Annotated in this window: 18 protein-coding genes; 9 read left to right on the top strand and 9 right to left on the bottom strand. The window is 71.7% G+C overall.

From position 1 onward, the window contains the following. The coding region (locus ACLU3S_RS28900; RefSeq protein ID WP_413954905.1) for a streptophobe family protein at nt 1-1,307 on the bottom strand (1,307 nt) is incomplete at its 3' end. Nucleotides 1,308-1,547: 240 nt separating this feature from the next. On the opposite strand from ACLU3S_RS28900, the gene ACLU3S_RS28895 reads away from it, so the two are divergent. Next, nucleotides 1,548-4,112 carry an FHA domain-containing protein gene (locus ACLU3S_RS28895; RefSeq protein ID WP_413954904.1) on the top strand — a complete coding sequence of 855 codons (2,565 nt, stop codon included), beginning with the start codon at nt 1,548-1,550 and terminating at the stop codon, nt 4,110-4,112. A 96-nt stretch (nt 4,113-4,208) separates the two neighbouring features. Here ACLU3S_RS28895 and ACLU3S_RS28890 read toward each other — a convergent pair whose 3' ends face one another. The 3 genes from ACLU3S_RS28890 to ACLU3S_RS28880 all read right to left on the bottom strand — a co-directional run bounded on the left by ACLU3S_RS28890 (nt 4,209) and on the right by ACLU3S_RS28880 (nt 7,050). After that, a complete protein-coding gene (locus ACLU3S_RS28890) occupies nt 4,209-4,970 on the bottom strand; it encodes a transglycosylase SLT domain-containing protein (RefSeq protein WP_413954903.1) in 762 nt (253 codons plus the stop codon). A 329-nt stretch (nt 4,971-5,299) separates the two neighbouring features. Then, nucleotides 5,300-6,355, bottom strand: a complete 1,056-nt coding sequence (locus tag ACLU3S_RS28885) for an S-adenosylmethionine:tRNA ribosyltransferase-isomerase (RefSeq protein WP_413954902.1) — start codon at nt 6,353-6,355, stop codon at nt 5,300-5,302. Then, nucleotides 6,352-7,050 (bottom strand): SDR family NAD(P)-dependent oxidoreductase, encoded by a 699-nt coding sequence (locus ACLU3S_RS28880; protein ID WP_413954901.1) that lies wholly within the window; start codon nt 7,048-7,050, stop codon nt 6,352-6,354. The genes ACLU3S_RS28885 and ACLU3S_RS28880 overlap by 4 nt, the downstream gene beginning before the upstream one ends. Before the next feature lie 229 nt (nt 7,051-7,279). On the opposite strand from ACLU3S_RS28880, the gene ACLU3S_RS28875 reads away from it, so the two are divergent. The 4 genes from ACLU3S_RS28875 to ACLU3S_RS28860 all read left to right on the top strand — a co-directional run bounded on the left by ACLU3S_RS28875 (nt 7,280) and on the right by ACLU3S_RS28860 (nt 9,925). Beyond that, the gene (locus tag ACLU3S_RS28875; protein ID WP_413954900.1) at nt 7,280-8,449 is read left to right on the top strand and encodes a GAF domain-containing sensor histidine kinase; all 1,170 of its coding nucleotides are present in this window, start codon (nt 7,280-7,282) and stop codon (nt 8,447-8,449) included. Beyond that, the gene (locus ACLU3S_RS28870; protein ID WP_413954899.1) at nt 8,442-9,083 is read left to right on the top strand and encodes a response regulator; all 642 of its coding nucleotides are present in this window, start codon (nt 8,442-8,444) and stop codon (nt 9,081-9,083) included. The genes ACLU3S_RS28875 and ACLU3S_RS28870 overlap by 8 nt, the downstream gene beginning before the upstream one ends. 174 nt (nt 9,084-9,257) lie before the next feature. After that, the gene (locus tag ACLU3S_RS28865) at nt 9,258-9,503 is read left to right on the top strand and encodes a chaplin family protein (protein WP_413954898.1); all 246 of its coding nucleotides are present in this window, start codon (nt 9,258-9,260) and stop codon (nt 9,501-9,503) included. A gap of 182 nt (nt 9,504-9,685) precedes the next feature. Continuing rightward, complete coding sequence (locus ACLU3S_RS28860) at nt 9,686-9,925, top strand: chaplin (protein WP_413954897.1); 240 nt, start codon at nt 9,686-9,688, stop codon at nt 9,923-9,925. Between the two features lie 48 nt (nt 9,926-9,973). On the opposite strand, the gene ACLU3S_RS28855 is transcribed toward ACLU3S_RS28860, so the two are convergent. After that, on the bottom strand, nt 9,974-10,762 hold the full coding sequence (locus ACLU3S_RS28855) for a hypothetical protein (protein ID WP_413954896.1): 789 nt from the start codon (nt 10,760-10,762) through the stop codon (nt 9,974-9,976). A 149-nt stretch (nt 10,763-10,911) separates the two neighbouring features. Between ACLU3S_RS28855 and ACLU3S_RS28850 the strand changes: the two genes are divergently transcribed. The 3 genes from ACLU3S_RS28850 (at nt 10,912) to ACLU3S_RS28840 (ending at nt 13,292) form a co-directional block, all read left to right on the top strand. Continuing rightward, a complete protein-coding gene (locus ACLU3S_RS28850; RefSeq protein WP_413954895.1) occupies nt 10,912-11,709 on the top strand; it encodes an ABC transporter ATP-binding protein in 798 nt (265 codons plus the stop codon). A gap of 59 nt (nt 11,710-11,768) precedes the next feature. Beyond that, complete coding sequence (locus ACLU3S_RS28845; RefSeq protein ID WP_413954894.1) at nt 11,769-12,200, top strand: NfeD family protein; 432 nt, start codon at nt 11,769-11,771, stop codon at nt 12,198-12,200. A 123-nt stretch (nt 12,201-12,323) separates the two neighbouring features. After that, entirely contained in the window at nt 12,324-13,292 is a 969-nt protein-coding gene (locus tag ACLU3S_RS28840; protein ID WP_413954893.1) for an SPFH domain-containing protein, read from the top strand. Between the two features lie 125 nt (nt 13,293-13,417). Here ACLU3S_RS28840 and ACLU3S_RS28835 read toward each other — a convergent pair whose 3' ends face one another. The 4 genes from ACLU3S_RS28835 to ACLU3S_RS28820 all read right to left on the bottom strand — a co-directional run bounded on the left by ACLU3S_RS28835 (nt 13,418) and on the right by ACLU3S_RS28820 (nt 16,040). After that, a complete protein-coding gene (locus ACLU3S_RS28835) occupies nt 13,418-13,789 on the bottom strand; it encodes a peptidoglycan-binding domain-containing protein (RefSeq protein WP_413954892.1) in 372 nt (123 codons plus the stop codon). A 208-nt stretch (nt 13,790-13,997) separates the two neighbouring features. Further along, nucleotides 13,998-14,504 (bottom strand): HNH endonuclease, encoded by a 507-nt coding sequence (locus ACLU3S_RS28830; RefSeq protein WP_413954891.1) that lies wholly within the window; start codon nt 14,502-14,504, stop codon nt 13,998-14,000. Between the two features lie 168 nt (nt 14,505-14,672). Continuing rightward, a complete protein-coding gene (locus ACLU3S_RS28825; RefSeq protein ID WP_413954890.1) occupies nt 14,673-15,212 on the bottom strand; it encodes a YbhB/YbcL family Raf kinase inhibitor-like protein in 540 nt (179 codons plus the stop codon). A 45-nt stretch (nt 15,213-15,257) separates the two neighbouring features. After that, entirely contained in the window at nt 15,258-16,040 is a 783-nt protein-coding gene (locus ACLU3S_RS28820; RefSeq protein WP_413954889.1) for a sporulation protein, read from the bottom strand. Between the two features lie 99 nt (nt 16,041-16,139). Here ACLU3S_RS28820 and ACLU3S_RS28815 point away from each other — a divergent pair, with 99 nt between their 5' ends. Then, complete coding sequence (locus ACLU3S_RS28815; RefSeq protein WP_413954888.1) at nt 16,140-16,790, top strand: DNA-3-methyladenine glycosylase; 651 nt, start codon at nt 16,140-16,142, stop codon at nt 16,788-16,790. Nucleotides 16,791-17,039 lie beyond the last annotated feature (249 nt).

Below are 17,039 nucleotides of genomic sequence, written 5' to 3'. Positions count from 1 at the left end.
CCCCACAGGGCGCCCAGGAGGAGGGCCAGGGCGAGGCGGGCGTGCAGGGCGATGCTCGCGCCGAAGGCGTCGAAGCCGAGGACGGAGAGGGAGGCGGACACGGAGACGTTCGTCAGCCAGGCCAGGAGGGGCAGGGCGAGGGCGGTCGCCACGCCCAGCCGCAGGGCGCACTGGCCGGCGAGGGCGAGGGCGCTGCCGGTGGGCCGTACCGGGGTCCGTGCCGCCGTCAGGACGCCGGCCAGCAGCATCAGGAGTGCGGCCGCCACGACCAGCAGCCACACCCGTCCGTCCAGATCGGCCAGCCTGCCCACGGTCACGGGCTGGTCGGACCGTGCGCCGAGCAACTGGTCCAGGGGGTGCGGGAGCAGCCTGCCGAGTTCGCCCGTGGCCCTGCCGTCCCAGGGGACGAACAGTCCGAGGGGTATGCCGAGCCAGACCCCGTTCGGCGCGCCGAGCAGGGCCGCGCCGGCGATCCGCCGGGGGTGGTCGTCGCCGACCGCCGCGTAGCCCGCCGCCGCGAGCCCGGCCACCACGGCCAGCAGCAGTGCGGTGACCAGCGCCGAGACCGCCGGCCGCACCACCCGGTGCACGGCGCTCCAGCCGGGCGGCAGGGGGGTGCGACGCGAGGCGAGCAGCGCGATCAGCAGGATTCCGGCGCACCAGCCGAGCCCGCCGAGGAGTGTGGCGGAGGTGTCCACGGTGAAGCCGACCGCGGCCTTGGCGTGGATCAGATGGCCGATCCGGTCCGGCAGCAGGCCGCTCACGTCCCCGAGGCCGGGAATGCTCAGCCCGCCGCCCTTGCCGCCCCCGCCCGGCAGCCTGTCGAGGCCGAGGGAGCCGCCGTCGATGGTGATGACGTCGTGGCCGGCCCAGGCGAGACCTCCCAGCATCGCCACGAAGAGCACGAGCACCGCGCCCGCGCGGGCGAGGAGTTCGCCGGGTGCGACCACAACTCCGGCCGCGCGCAGGGACCGTAGGAAGAACCACGACAGCAGCAGCGCACCGACGAGGCTCACCCCGAGTGGCGTGAACTCGATGGCGGTGTGGGCCTGCGCGCCGGTCAGCCCGAAGGCGGACACGTCGCCCGACGGGGACACGGAACCGCCCGCCGCGAGCGCCACAACGGCCGCCGTCATGGGGCCCAGTGAGCCCGCGGCATCGGCCCGGAGCAGGTGCAGGCCGAGCGCGGCCGTGCCGGCCATCCCGATCAACGCCCAGCTCACCGCGGCGATCGCGGACAGCAGGATGTCGGGCCAGGGCAGTGTCCTGCCGTGCCGCTCGGTACCGGCGCCCGTGACAGAGCTCATGGCAGACCCCCCGATCCGCGGCGCGGCACCGCAGCCGCGCTCGTCCCCCTCGCGGGGTTTACCACTCTCCGGCCCGGTTTCAACCCCGTCAACGGCGCGAGTCGAAGCGCGTGAGGGCGTTCGCGGCAAGGCCCGGGTTTCGGTCAGAGGGCCGCGCCTGAAATAGTTCCCCACGATGTTCGACATCCCTAGACTCCCTGTGACGGGGGTAATTCGGGGGACAACTCAGTGGGGCATGGAGTGCCGGAACTCGTACTGGAATCAAACGGACGTACCTGGACGCTCGATCCGTCCAGGCATTACACCCTCGGCCGCGATCCGCAGGGTGACATCGTCTTCGACGACGCCAGGGTCTCCTGGCGACACGCCACGGTCAGCTTCAACGGCCGCAGTTGGGTCATCGAGGACCACGGCAGCACCAACGGCACCTTCGTGCAGGGCCGTCGGGTCCAGCAGTCGGAGATCGGTCCGGGCACGTCGCTGCACCTCGGCAACGCGACGGACGGGCCGCGGCTGAACCTCTCGCCGGCCGCGGCGAACCAGCCGCAGTCGGCGCCGTACGCCGCGCAGGGAGCCGGCGCGCCCGGCTGGGCCCAGCAGGCCCCGCAGCAGGCGGCCGCGCAACCGCCGCAGCAGGCGGTGCCGCACCAGCAGGTCCCGCAGGCCGGCCGGCAACAGCCGCAGCAGACCCCCGCGTTCCCGCAGCAGCAGGCGGGCCCGGCCGATCAGTACGTGCAGAGGACACCCGGTGGCGCGGCGGGGGCGCCGCCGGTCTACGGCGACCGCAGCCCGACCACGTTCCACCAGTTCTCGCTCGACCGCGTGATGCGGATCGGCCGTGCCCTGGAGAACGACCTGGTCGTCTCCGACCTGCAGGTCTCCCGGCACCACGCGGAGTTCCACGCGACGCCGGACGGCCGCATGGAGATCCGCGACCTCGGCTCGCACAACGGCACGTACGTCAACGGCCAGCCGATCCCCAAGGGCGGCTCGGTGCAGCTCGGCCCGGCCGACATCGTCGGTGTCGGCCACTCCACCTTCCGGATCGTCGGCGACCGGCTCGAGGAGTTCGTCGACACCGGTGAGGTCTCCTTCTCCGCACGCCATCTGACGGTCACCGTCGACGGCGGGAAGCAGATCCTGAAGGACGTCTCCTTCGGCGTCCCGGAGAAGTCCCTGATCGCGGTCATCGGCCCGTCCGGCTCCGGCAAGTCGACGCTGCTGAAGGCGCTCACCGGCTACCGGCCGGCCAACGAGGGCGAGGTGCTCTACGACAACCGCAACCTGTACAAGCAGTTCGCGGAGCTGCGCCAGCGCATAGGCCTGGTCCCGCAGGACGACATCCTGCACAAGGAGCTGAGCGTCAAGAAGGCGCTGAAGTACGCGGCCAAGCTGCGCTTCCCGGCCGACACCACCGCGCAGGAGCGCGACGCCCGCATCGACGAGGTGCTGCGCGAGCTGAAGCTGGACGTCCACAAGGACAAGAAGGTCACGTCCCTGTCCGGCGGCCAGCGCAAGCGTGTCTCGGTGGCCCTGGAACTGCTCACCAAGCCGTCGCTGATCTTCCTGGACGAGCCGACGTCCGGTCTCGACCCGGGCATGGACCGCGATGTCATGCAGCTGCTGCGCGGCCTCGCCGACGACGGCCGCACGGTCCTGGTCGTCACCCACTCGGTGGCCGAGCTGGCCCTGTGCGACAAGCTGCTGGTGATGGCGCCGGGCGGCTCGGTGGCCTACTTCGGTCCGCCGGAGGAGGCGCTGAACTTCTTCGGCTACGACAGCTGGGCCGACGTCTTCTCCGCCTTCGAGAACTACCGCGACTACGACTGGGCGGGCCGCTGGAAGGGCTCGCAGCACTACCAGATGTACGCCGCGGACGTGGACGCGGTCGCCCCGCAGGCCGTACACATGCCTCCGCCGCAGGCGATGAAGCCGCCCAAGCCTCAGAGCTGGGGGTCACAGCTGATGACCCTGGTGCGCCGCTATGTGTCGGTCATCGTCTCCGACAAGGGGTTCCTGGCGCTGACGGTGATCCTGCCGGCCGTGATCGGCGCGGTCAGCCTGCTGATCGACCACAAGCACGGCCTGCTGGTGAACCCGGTCAACCCCAGGACCGGCCTGCACATCCCGAACGGCACGGCCACCACCGTGCTGCTGATCCTCGCCGTCGGCGCGTGCTTCTCCGGCGCCGCCAACTCCGTGCGCGAGCTGATCAAGGAACGGGTGATCTACGAGCGGGAGCGCGCGACCGGCCTGTCCCGGTCGGCGTACCTGATGTCGAAGGTGGTCGTGCTCGGCGCGGTCACCGTGCTGCAGGGCCTGATGGTCGGCCTGATCGGCTTCTCCAGCCGCGAGATCCCCGACCGGGGTGTCGTGCTGGGCGGCTCGACCCTGCTCGAGCTGTGCGTGCCGGTCATGGCGCTCGGCTTCACCTCGATGATGGTCGGCCTGGTGATCTCCTCGCTGGTGAAGACCGCCGAGAAGACCATGCCGCTGCTGGTGATGTTCGCGATCATCCAGGTCGTGTTCACCGGCTGCCTGTTCACCCTGCACGGCACGCTCGGCGTCAACGAGTTCTCGTATCTGATGCCGTCGCGCTGGGCGGTGGGCGCGGCCGGCGCCACGCTGGACTTCAACAACATCGCCCCGAACACCGACGATCCGACCAACACCGACCCGCTGTGGAACCACACGGGCGGGGCCTGGACGCTGGACATGATCGCGCTGATCGCGCTCGGAGTGGTCTGCGGCTTCCTGGTGGCTCGCTTCCTGCGCCGCCACGAGCCGGAGGTCATGCGCAAGTGACCGTGACGCACGGCACACCGCGCCCGTAGGCACGGCGAAGGGCGGCACCCTCGACGGGGTGCCGCCCTTCCGCGTCGTCAGAGGTCCGCGCCGACCTCAGTACGCGCTGTTGACGTTGTCCATCGAGCCGTACCGGTGTGCCGCGTAGTTGCAGGCGGCCGTGATGTTGGCGACCGGGTCGTAGATGTTCCACGAGGTGCCGTTCACGTGGTACGCGCGGAAGGTCGGGTCGATGACCTGGAGCAGGCCCTTGGAGGGGATGCCGTTCTGGGCGTTGATGTCCCAGTTGTTGATGGCCATCGGGTTGCCCGAGGACTCCCGGATGATGTTGCGGTAGATGCCGCTGTAGGAGCCCGGGATGTTGTTCTGCCTCATGATGTCCAGCGAGTGCCGGATCCAGCCGTCGAGGTTGTTCGCGTAGGTCTTCGCGGCGACCGGCTGCACGTCGATGCGCTGCGCCGAGCGGCTCGCGGCCTCCTGGGCGCGCTGCTGCGCGGCCTTCTTGGCGGCGGCGTCGGCGGCGGCCTTCTTCGCGGCGGCCTCGGCGCGCTGCTGGGCGGCGGCCGCGTCCTGGGCCTTCTTCTGCGCCGCGAGCGCGTCGAGCTTGACGGTCCGCGTGGCGAGCTGGTCGGTGACCGTACCCTTGACGTGCTGCAGCGCGGCGGTGCCGGCGACCTGGGCGGTCGCGGCCGGGGCGCCGGTGGTGACGGTCTCGGCGTTGCCGGGGACCGCCGAGAGGGCGACGGCGGCGGTGCCGAGCGCGGCGACGCCGGCGACGGCGATCTTGTGCTGCCTGGTCACGGGGCGACGATGAGCGCGTATGGCCTTATGAGCACGGTCGAGGATGTTCTTGGGCATGGCTGAATGGACCTCTTCGATAGCGCGGAGGTCGCTCCTGCGTTCCGCCGGGGGAATCGGCTCCTCCCGCACGAACGCCGTGGGGGTACGGCCCACGGCGTTGAGCGACGGGAATAATTCTTAGCGGCCGCAAAATGCCCAGGCAAAGGTGTGACGTACTATCCCGGGTAGTGGATCAGGGAGTGACAAAACGGGACAGACGGGGCCGTCTGTCCCGTTCATGTGCGGGCGCTTTATCTCCTATGCGCTTTCGTACGTGATCTGGGCCCTATGCGCGGGCTCACATCGGAGGGGCGGAGGTCTCACCGCGCGTTGCCCCTGCAACGCGCTCAGTGAGGCCCCTCGTCCGGCAGGATGAGATGGACGTCGCCGAACTCGTGCCAGAGGTAGAGCCCGCGCAGCGCCTCCTCGTAGGCACGGTCGACCGCGGCCCGCCCGGCGACCGCCTCGAGCATCAGCAGATGCGAGGCCCTCGGCTCGTGCAGCCCGGTCAGCAGCCCGTCCACCACCCGCACCCCGCGCTCGGGCGTGACCACCAGATCCGTCCACCCCTCGGCCGCCCGCACCACGCCGTCCGGCCCCGCGGCCGACTCCACGGCCCGCACGGCCGTCGTACCGACCGCGATCACGCGCCCGTCGCCGGCCACGACCGCGTTGATCAACCGTGCCGAGCCCTCCGGCACCGCGAACCGCTCCGGATACGGCGGCTCGTGCGCCTCCGCCGACGCCACCCCCGTGTGCAGCGCCACCGGCGCGAACAGCACCCCCCGGCTCACCAGCTCCGCCACCAGCCGCGCCGTGAAGGGCCGCGCCGCGCTCGGCATCTCCGCACTGCCCGACCCGTCCGGCGAGGGCAGCGCGAACACCGTCTGGTACACGGACAGCGGCTGGTCGCGCTCCGTATAGGAGTAGCGAATGGGCCGCCCGTGCTCCCACAGCAGCTCCAGGACCGGTACCCCGGCCCGCGCCCACCACAGCCGCTGCCCGCGCTCGCTCAGCGGCTCCTCCAGCACCAGCCGCGCCCCGCCCGGCAACCGCACCTTTGTCCCCGCGCACGTGCCCGTACGCGCGCGCGTGGTACCGCGTCCGTCCGGCTCCCGCAGCTCCACCGCCCAGCGTCCGTCGTCCCCGTGCGTGGAGAAGTGCACCACCACGCGCGCGTGATCGATCCGCCCGTCCACCGCCGCGGCCAGCGTGCGCGAGGTGTTCACCACCAGCAGGTCCCCGGCCCGCAGCAACCGCGGCAGCTCCCGGAACGCGTGGTGCGCCACCTCGGTGCCGCGCGACACCAGCAGCCGTACGGCGTCCCGCTCCAGCCCCGGACCCCGCTGCTCGGCCGGCACGCGCGCGGACAGCTCCTCGGGCACCCGTACGACCGTCCTCATCGCCCCTCCACCAGAGCCGGCGCCGCATACCGGCCACTGGGCGGCCGCTCGTCCAGCAGCCGCAGGAACGCCGGCACGACCGTGGCGGGAGCAGGGCGCGGATCGTCATCCTCCGGCACGGCCGCCGCGTACAGGTCGGTCGCCATGTCACCGGGGTCCACCGCCCACACCCGCAGCCCCGGCTCCTCCACCGCCAGCACCGCCGCGAGCTGGTCCAGGGCGGCCTTCGAGGCCCCGTAGCCGCCCCAGGTCCCGTACGCCTCGGCCGCCGCGTCCGAGCTGACCGCGATCACCGCGCCCGCCGCCGACGCCCGCAGCGGCTCCAGCGCCTCCTGCACCAGGCCCAGCGCGGCCGTCACGTTCACCTCCAGCGCCCGCCGCAGCCCCTCCAGGGGCAGCTCCGCCAGCCGCACCAGCGGCTCGGCGCCCAGCGCGCTGGCGTTGCTCACCAGCAGGTCGACCCCGCCCAGGCCCCGCGCGGCGGCCACCAGCTCGGCCCGGTGCCCGGCGTCCGTGACGTCCCCGGGCAGCGCCGCCACCCGGGTGCCGCCGTGCGCGGCGACGGACTCGGCGGCCTCCTTGAGGGCCCGACCTGTCCGCGCGTCGAGCACCAGGTCCCAGCCGCGCGCGGCCAGAGCCTCGGCGAGCGCCCGCCCCAGCCCCTTCGAGGCCCCCGTGATGATCGCTACCGGCATGACTACCGTCCCCTCGTCGCTCACCGCCCCCCACGGGCGGACGGGATCAACGTAGGAACGGCACCCGCCCGGGCACCTCCGGCGCGGGCCGCAGACCGCGGGGGTCCTTCGGCGTACGACGCCCGCCCGGGGCCGCGAGACCTACCCCGCAGGGCCTACGTCGCGAGGCCCGGTCCCAGCCGCCACCGGTCCGATCCGCGCTGTCACACCCCGCCGGTACCGTGAGGACATGAGTCACGGCCCCCGGTCCGGCCTCGCCGCGGTGAGTTCCGCGCTGCTGGCCATGAGCAGGCACCTGGAGGTGCGCGACGTCCTCAAGACGATCGTCGCCTCCGCCCGCGAGCTGCTCGACGCGCAGTACGCCGCCCTCGGCGTCCCCGACGACCACGGCGGCTTCGCCCAGTTCGTGGTGGACGGCGTCAGCGAGGCCCAGTGGAAGGCGATCGGCCCGCTGCCCCGCCAGCACGGCATCCTCGCCGCGATGCTGCGCGAGGCGAAGGCCGAGCGGCTCGCCGATGTGCGCAAGGACCCGCGCTTCGAGGGCTGGCCGTCCGCCCATCCGGACCTGGTCGACTTCCTGGGCCTGCCCATCCGGGACGGCGACGAGGTCATCGGCGCCCTCTTCCTGGCCAACAAGCTCCGCCCCGGGCGGGAACACCCGTGCCCCGCCGGAGCCGACGGGGGCTGCGGCTTCACCGAGGAGGACGAGGAGCTGCTCTCCATCCTCGCCCAGCACGCCGCCATCGCCCTCACCAACGCCCGCCTGTACGAGCGCAGCCGCGAGCTGACCATCGCCGAGGAGCGCTCCCGCCTCGCCCACGAGCTGCACGACGCGGTCAGCCAGAAGCTCTTCTCGCTCCGCCTGACCGCCCAGGCCGCGGCCGCCCTCGTCGACCGCGACCCCGGCCGCGCCAAGGTCGAGCTGCACCAGGTCGCCGCGCTCGCCGCCGAGGCCGCTGACGAGCTGCGCGCGGCCGTCGTGGAGCTGCGGCCCGCGGCCCTGGACGAGGACGGCCTGGTCGCCACCCTGCGCACCCAGACCCAGGTCCTCGACCGCGCCCACACCGCGCGCGTGACCTTCACCAGCAGCGGCTTCCGGGCCCTGCCCGCCGCCCAGGAGGAGGCGATGCTCCGGGTCGCCCAGGAGGCCCTGCACAACGCGCTGCGCCACTCGGACGCCGGCCGTGTCGAGGTGAGCCTGGCGCGGCGCGGCGGCGGCGCCGTGCTCCGCGTCACCGACGACGGCACGGGCTTCGACCCCGAGGCGGTCCGCCGCGCCGGGCGCCATCTGGGCCTGGTCTCCATGCGGGACCGGGCGAGCGGGGTGGGCGGCACGCTGACCGTGGAATCGGCGCCCGGCAAGGGCACCACGATCGAGCTGGAGGTCCCCGGTGGCTGACCCCATCAGAGTGCTGCTCGTCGACGACCACCAGGTCGTCCGCCGGGGCCTGCGCACCTTCCTGGAGGTGCAGGACGACATAGCCGTCGTCGGCGAGGCCGCCGACGGCGCCGACGGTGTCGACCGCGCTGAGGAGCTGCGGCCCGACGTCGTCCTCATGGACGTCAAGATGCCGGGCATGGACGGCATCGACGCCCTGCGCAGGCTCCGCGAGCTCGGCAACCCCGCGCGCGTGCTGATCGTCACCAGCTTCACCGAGCAGCGCACGGTCGTCCCGGCCCTGCGCGCGGGCGCCGCCGGATACGTCTACAAGGACGTGGACCCGGACGCGCTGGCCGGTGCCATCCGGTCCGTGCACGCCGGGCACATCCTGCTCCAGCCGGAGGTCGCGGGCGCCCTGCTCGCCCAGGAGGAGGCAGGCCCCGGCCAGGGCAGGGCGGGTTCGCTCACCGAGCGGGAGCGCGAGGTGCTCGGCCTGATCGCGGACGGCCGCTCCAACCGCGAGATCGCCCGCGCCCTGGTGCTCTCCGAGAAGACCGTCAAGACGCACGTCTCCAACATCCTGATGAAACTGGACCTCGCCGACCGCACCCAGGCCGCCCTGTGGGCCGTACGGCACGGCGTGACCGGCTGAAACGCGCGCCGCGTGAGCCGTCACCCGCGGCAACACGGAGGGTTCCGTTCCGGACTGAGATTCATACCGTCGTGGGAATGTCACCCGGACGGCGCATCCTCCGGCGATCTCCGCCGTTCTCCAGTGCGTGCTGCGGCGAACCGCCGCGGTGAGAAGCCCAGGAGGGGTTGGAAAGTGAAGAACCTGAAGAAGGCAGCGGCCGTGACGATGATGGCCGGTGGCCTGGTGGCCGCCGGCGCCGGTCTGGCCTCCGCCCACGACGGCGCCCAGGCCGCCGGCGCGGCCCATGGCTCCCCGGGCGTCGTCTCGGGCAACGTCGTCCAGGTCCCGGTTCACGTCCCGGTGAACGCGGTCGGCAACAGCGTCAACGTCATCGGCGCGCTGAACCCGGCGTTCGGCAACCTCGGCCTCAACCACTGAGGCAGCGCCGACGACGACCTCAGGCCTCCCGGACGCGACCGGGAGGCCTGTCCGTTTGTCATCCGACTGCCCCGAACGGGCGCTCCCGCCTTGCCCGCCCGTACCTCGCGGACGACTCCCGCGTTGATCCAGGACACGACCCACGGCCGGGTCGGACGAGCACACGCAGGAGGAACCGTCCCATGAACATCGCCAAGAAGGCCGCCGTCGCCGTGACCGTCGCCGGAATCGCCGCGGGCGCGTCGGCCGGTGCCGCCGTCGCCTCTTCGGGTGCCGAGGGCGCGGCCGTGAACTCCCCGGGCCTCGCCTCGGGCAACGTCGTCGAGATCCCGGTTCACGTCCCGGTGAACGTGGTCGGCGACAGCGTCAACGTCATCGGCGCGCTGAACCCGGCGTTCGGCAACCAGGCCGCCGGCAACTGAACCGCCACGGGCTCCTCAGGCACCGACGACCTGAGGAGCCCTCCCGGGTCAGCGCCCCCCGCGCTCCCGCTCCTCCACGATCGAGTTGTACGCCGCCACCTGCGCCCGCCGCGCCGTACGCTCCACCGGCTGCAGCGCCTGCGTCCGCGCGGCCATCTCCGCGGAGCTGACCGCGGCCCCGTGCCCGGTGCCGTGCGCCAGGGAGACCAGCAGCGCGACCCGCCGGGCCAGCTCCAGCACCCGCACCGCACGCGGCGGGTACCCCGGCGCCAGCATCTCCCGCCCGTGCTCGGCCCGCGCCCGGTAGGCGTCGATCGCCGCCTCCGCCACCGGGCCCGACCCCGCGACGTCCAGCTTCGACAGCACCTCCGTCGCCTCCCTGAGGGCCTCCGCCAGCTCCCGCTCCGCCTCGCCCAGCGACGGCACGTCCGCGGGCGGCGCCTCCCGTACCGGCAGCACCCGCCAGACCACCTCGGCGTGCACATCGCCCTCGGGCCCGGCCTCGAGGACCTCCGGCACCAGTCCGAGCGCGGCACCGAAGCAGACCACCGCCTCCTCGGCCTCCAGAGCCCGCGCATTGAAGTCCGCGGGCCCGCTCAGCCCCAGCGGATGCCCCGGCGCCGGCAGCGCCACCCGCAGCCCCGACACCCCCAGGGCCCGCAGCCGCCCCAGCGCGAGCGTGAGCCCGACCTGCGCGGATTCCCCCGGCAGCCCCTCCACGCGATGCACCGTGTCCTCGCCCACGATGGCGTGCACGGCGTCATCCGGAGAGACAAGTCCGGCCAAAAGGGAATTTCCCCAAGCGGCGAGGCGTCCTGAACGCGGTTCCGAGAGCATGCCCCCACCCTAAGGACCGGACCGATGGAATGGACCGGCGCACTCGTGGCGTAGATTTCATAAGGGCTGCGCCCACCGGCGCGGCGGACCGAGCCACAGGCGTACGCACAGCCGAGACCGGCCACACTGCAAGGGGAGACAACGCGCTCATGAGCGATGTTCTGGAGCTTCAGGACGTATCCGTGGTCCGCGAGGGCCGGGCTCTGGTCGACCAGGTCTCCTGGTCGGTGAAGGAGGGCGAGCGCTGGGTCATCCTCGGCCCCAACGGAGCCGGCAAGACCACCCTCCTGAACGTTGCCTCCAGCTACCTCTTCCCCAGCACCGGCACCGCGAGCATCCTCGGCGAGACCCTCGGCAGGCCCGGCACCGACGTCTTCGAGCTGCGCCCGCGCATCGGCGTGGCCGGCATCGCCCTCGCCGAGAAGCTCCCCAAGCGCCAGACCGTCCTCCAGACCGTCCTCACCGCCGCCTACGGCATGACCGCCGGCTGGCAGGAGGAGTACGAGGCGGTCGACGAGCAGCGTGCCCGCGCCTTCCTCGACCGCCTCGGCATGACCGACTTCCTCGACCGGAAGTTCGGCACCCTCTCCGAGGGCGAGCGCAAGCGCACCCTGATCGCCCGCGCGCTGATGACCGACCCCGAGCTGCTCCTGCTCGACGAGCCCGCCGCCGGCCTGGACCTCGGCGGCCGTGAGGACCTGGTCCGCCGCCTCGGCCGGCTCGCCCGCGACCCCATCGCGCCCTCCATGATCATGGTCACGCACCACGTCGAGGAGATCGCCCCCGGCTTCACCCACGTCCTGATGCTCCGTCAGGGCAAGGTCCTCGCCGCCGGCCCCATCGAGCTCGAACTGACCTCGCGCAACCTCTCCCGCTGCTTCGGCCTCCCGCTCGTCGTCGAGCAGGTCGGCGACCGCTGGACCGCGCAGGGCCTGCCCCTGACCTGACCCTTGCGCACTCCCCGCGCACCCTGTCCGCCACCCTGACCCGGCCCTACCATGACCGTGTGAACGACATCGACGCATGGGTGTGGTGGCTCGTCGGCGCGGCGGCGCTCGGAATCCCGCTCGTGGTCACCGCCATGCCGGAGTTCGGCATGCTCGCGGTCGGAGCGGTCGCCGCCGCCGTCGTCGCGGGACTCGGCCTCAACGCCGTGATCCAGGTCCTCACGTTCGTCGTCGTCTCCGTCGCGCTCATCGCCGTCGTCCGCCCCATCGCGGCCCGGCACGGCAGACAGCTGCCTCAACTCGCCACCGGCATCGACGCCCTGAAGGGCAGGCAGGCAGTCGTCCTGGAACGCGTCGACGGCTCCGGCGGACGCATCAAGCTCGCCGGAGAGATCTGGTCGGCCCGCTCCCTCGACACCGGCCGCGCCTACGAAGTGGGCCAGGAGGTGGACGTCGTGGAGATCGAAGGGGCGACCGCCATCGTCATCTGAGGCATCCGGCCCACGAGTTGGGCGACGGTCTGTCAGACTCGACCAGCAAGATCTTCTACAGCCACGAGATCCAACCACGAGATCTGCCGAGGCGCCGAGGCGGAGAGGGGTACGGGGAACACGATGGAACCGGTCATCATCGTCCTGGTCATTCTGGTGGTGTTGGTCTTCATCGCCCTGATCAAGACCATCCAGGTCATCCCACAGGCCAGCGCCGCCATCGTCGAGCGCTTCGGCCGCTACACACGGACCCTGAACGCGGGCCTGAACATCGTGGTCCCGTTCATCGACACCATCCGCAACCGCATCGACCTGCGCGAACAGGTCGTCCCCTTCCCGCCCCAGCCGGTGATCACCCAGGACAACCTGGTCGTCAACATCGACACCGTCATCTACTACCAGGTCACCGACGCCCGCGCCGCCACCTACGAAGTCGCCAGCTACATCCAGGCGATCGAGCAGCTCACCGTCACCACGCTGCGCAACATCATCGGCGGCATGGACCTGGAGCGCACCCTCACCTCCCGCGAGGAGATCAACGCGGCCCTGCGCGGCGTCCTCGACGAGGCCACCGGCAAGTGGGGCATCCGCGTCAACCGCGTCGAGCTGAAGGCCATCGAACCGCCCACCTCCATCCAGGACTCGATGGAGAAGCAGATGCGCGCCGACCGTGACAAGCGCGCCGCGATCCTCACCGCCGAAGGTACGCGCCAGGCCGCCATCCTCACCGCCGAGGGCGAGAAGCAGTCCCAGATCCTGCGCGCCGAGGGTGAGGCCAAGGCCGCCGCCCTGCGCGCCGAGGGCGAGGCCCAGGCCGTCCGCACGGTCTTCGAGGCCATCCACGCCGGCGACCCCGACCAGAAGCTGCTGTCCTACCAGTACCTGCAGATGCTCCCGAAGATCGCCGAGGGCGACGCCAACAAGCTCTGGATCGTGCCCAGCGAGATCGGCGACGCCCTCAAGGGCCTGTCCGGCGCCATGGGCAACTTCGGCCCGCTCGGCGGCGGTTCGGGCGGCAACGGCGGCTCCGGCCACAACGCCGCCGCCGGCACTGTCCCGGACCAGCGCCGCGAGAAGCCGCAGATCGACTGACGGCGCCCGCCCCGCACACGAGTCGGCCCGCCTCCTCGCCATGGACGAGGAGGCGGGCCGCCGTACTCACCGTGAACCGTTCCGCTCACCCCGGGCCGCGTGGTCGGCGCGCCCCGGACGGGCGGTCACTTCAGGGTCGGCAGGTACTTGTAGCAGTACTTGTCGCCGCCGATGGAGGCCAGCAGCTTGGTGCCGGTCTTCTTCCCCACGATGCCGTCCGCGTTACGGCCGGTCAGCCCGTGGTGCTCCTGGAAGTACTTCACCCACGCCTTGGTGTACGTGCCGTACTTGGCGTCCTCCGCCAGCGCCCCCGGGTAGTTGCGGTTGAGGATCCGCTGCACGCACCACACACCGTGCCCGGAGGAGCCGTACTTCAGAACGGGCGCGTGGGGGTTGGCCGAGGCCACTCCGGCGGTCATCCCGGAGAAGCCGAGCGCGGCCGCCGCCACGGCGGTCGCGGACACGGCGGCGCGGGTACGCAGGCTGAGCTTGGTCATGACGTGGTCGTCCCTTCGGTACGCCGCGGGCCGGGTCCCCCCGTCGGGTCCCCCGATCGACCCGCGGTGCTGTGCACGAAGTTACGGCCGCCCCCACCGGCCGGTCGTCCCGCACCGGGTTGACCCTGACCGGCAACAGCGGCCGTACGCCCGTGGTTCCTGCAACTTCCGCGGTAGACCTCGAGTTGACGACCCCTCGCGCCTCGCCCTACGCCGCGGACTGCGCCAGCCACTGCGGCAGCGCGTCGAACTCCTCCTGCCCGAGCGCCAGCAGCATCGCGTCGGCCGGAGAGGGCTCGAACGGCTCCCGCAGCAGCGCCATGCCCGCCTCAGCGGGAGTCCGGTTCGCCTTGCGGTGGTTGTCCTCCGCGCACGCCGCGACCGTGTTCAGCCACGTGTCCTGCCCGCCCTGCGACCGCGGCACCACGTGGTCCACGGTCGTCGCCCTGCGCCCGCAGTACGCGCACCGGTGCCGGTCCCGGACCAGCACCCCATGCCTCGACCACGGGGCTTGTCTTCGGAACGGCACCCGCACGTAGCGGCACAGCCTGATCACCCGGGGCGCGGGTATGTCCACGTCGGCACCGCGCATCCGCAGCTCCGGATGGGCCTGCTCGACGACGGCCTTGTCCTGCAGCACCAGGACGACGGCTCGGTTCAGAGTCACCGTCGACAGCGGCTCGAAGCTCGCGTTCAGCACCAGCGTGTCACGCATCCGGCCCACCTCCCGTGTGCACCTGCCCACCCCCCGGCGGGCTTGGATCAACTCTGGACGGGCGCGCCGAGATGGACAACGCAATAAAAAATGCCCGCCTCCGATCACTTCCAAGACCGGAGGCGGGCAAACGTTCTATGAACGCTCGGCTGAATCCGTACGCTGCGCTCAGCCCTGCGCAGGGTTCTCGTACTCACCGATGAGCTGCGCACGCGCCAGCGTGTGGAACCGCAGGTTGAAGCCGACGACCGCGGGAGACGCGTCCGAATCCGGACCCAGCTTCTCCTGGTCCACCGCGTACACCGTGAAGACGTACCGGTGCGGGCCGTCCCCGGGCGGCGGGGCGGCACCGCCGAAGTCCTTCGTCCCGTAGTCGTTCCGCGCGTGCACGGCGCCCTCGGGCAGCCCCTCGAACTTGCCGCTGCCCGCACCCGCCGGCAGCTCCGTCACCGAGGCCGGGATGTCGAACAGCACCCAGTGCCAGAACCCGCTGCCGGTCGGCGCGTCCGGGTCGTAGCAGGTCACGGCGAAGCTCTTGGTCTCCGGCGGGAAGCCCTCCCACCGCAACTGCGGGGAGGTGTTGCCCTCCGCGTAAACCTGAGCGCTCTTCAGCGTCGCGCCCTCCTCGACGTCCGCGCTCGTCACCGTGAACGAGGGCACGGGCGGATGGAAGTCGTGGGGGAGCGGCCGCCGCTTGAGCTCGGTCACCTCGGTACCTCCTGATCGATGATCTGGAACCAGCAGTTCCCGAGCCTAGAACCAGTTGCGCCTGCTGCCGACCTCGGACAGCCACTGGTTGAGGTAAGCCGCCCAGTCGGTCCCCTGCCAGTCGTGCTGCCCCACCTGGAAGGACCGGAAGGTGTCCGAACCCTCGCTGAACAGACCCGGCTTCTTGTCCATCTCCAGCACGACGTCCATCGCGTGCTCGTCCGCCACGAAGCTCAGCTCGACCTGGTTCAGGCCCCGGTACTGCGACGGCGGATAGAACTCGATCTCCTGGTAGAACGGCAGCGTCTGCCGCGTACCCCGGATGTGCCCACGCTCCATGTCCGCGTTCTTGAAGCGGAAGCCCAGCTGGATGAACGCGTCCAGGATCGCCTTCTGCGCAGGCAGCGGATGCACGTTGACCGGGTCCAGGTCGGTGGAGTCCACGGCACGCGCGATCGCCAGCTCGGTCGTCACCCCGATGTGCATGCCGCGCAGCGACTGCCCGTCGATCATCGTGACCGGTGTCTCCCACGGGATCTCGAGGCCGAACGGCACCGCGTGCACCGCGTTCGCCTGGAGCTCGAAGGCGCCACCGAGCCGCACCTTGGTGAACTCGATGTCCTGCTTGTACTCCTCGTCGCCGCGCTCCACCTCGACGCGCGCCTGCAGACCGACGGACAGCCCCTCGACGTCCTGGCTCACGGACCCGCCCTGGATCCGCACCTCACCCTGGACCACACCGCCCGGTACGACGTTGACCTCGGTCAGCACCGTCTCGACCGACGCCCCGCCGGCCCCGAGGCTCGCGAGCAGCTTCTTGAACCCCATTGACTCTCCCTTTACGAATGGATCCCGCCCCTACATACGCGTTCCGCCCGCCCTCGGTTCCACCGGCACGGTGACCCGTCTGGACTACCCTCGGAGGGCATGATCGCGCCCCCGGACCGTACGCCACTGCCCCGAGACTTCTTCGACCGCCCGGTCCTGGAGGTCGCCCCCGACCTGCTCGGCCGCATCCTGGTCCGGACGACGCCCGACGGCCCGATCGCCGTCCGCCTCACGGAGGTCGAGGCGTACGACGGCCCGAACGACCCGGGATCGCACGCCTACCGCGGTCGCACCCCCCGCAACGAGGTGATGTTCGGCGAGCCGGGGCACGTGTACGTCTACTTCACCTACGGCATGTGGTTCTGCATGAACCTCGTATGCGGACCGGAGGGCAGGGCGAGCGCCGTCCTGCTCCGCGCAGGCGAGGTCGTCGAGGGCGCCGAGCTGGCCCGCAAGCGCCGGCTCTCGGCCAGGAACGACAAGGAACTGGCCAAGGGACCGGCCCGCCTGGCCACCGCCCTCGGGGTCGACCGGTCCCTGGACGGCACGGACGCGTGCGCCGTGGGCGACACGCCGTTGCGCATGCTGAGCGGCACGCCGGTCGCCGCCGACCAGGTACGCAACGGCCCCCGCACCGGCGTCGCCGGCGAGGGTGGCAACGGCGACGTGCACCCGTGGCGTTACTGGGTGGCGAACGACCCGACGGTGAGCCCGTACCGCGCCCACGTTCCGCGGCGCCGACGAAGTTGACTCGCGCCGGGAAGGTGCGTAACGTAGCCCGAGCCGCTGAACCGGGTACGGCAGTCGCCTGCAGCCGGAGCGGCCAACCCACCACCTAGCACCACCCCTTCAACGGGGTCGATTCTGGTGCGTTCGCGCGCCCGAATTCGAAACCGCCGGACTCGATTATGAGTCCCCGAGGGAGTCCGCTAAAGTGGTGAATGTCGAAAGGGCGGGCGGCGAAAGCCGAAAGCTCCCAGACGAATCCCGCCGGCCGGG

The organism is Streptomyces sp. AF1A (assembly GCF_047340315.1).
In the GTDB taxonomy this organism is placed as follows: Bacteria; Actinomycetota; Actinomycetes; order Streptomycetales; family Streptomycetaceae; genus Streptomyces.
Note: the sequence above shows the minus strand (reverse complement) of the source record. Positions and strands in the feature narration are given on the sequence as shown.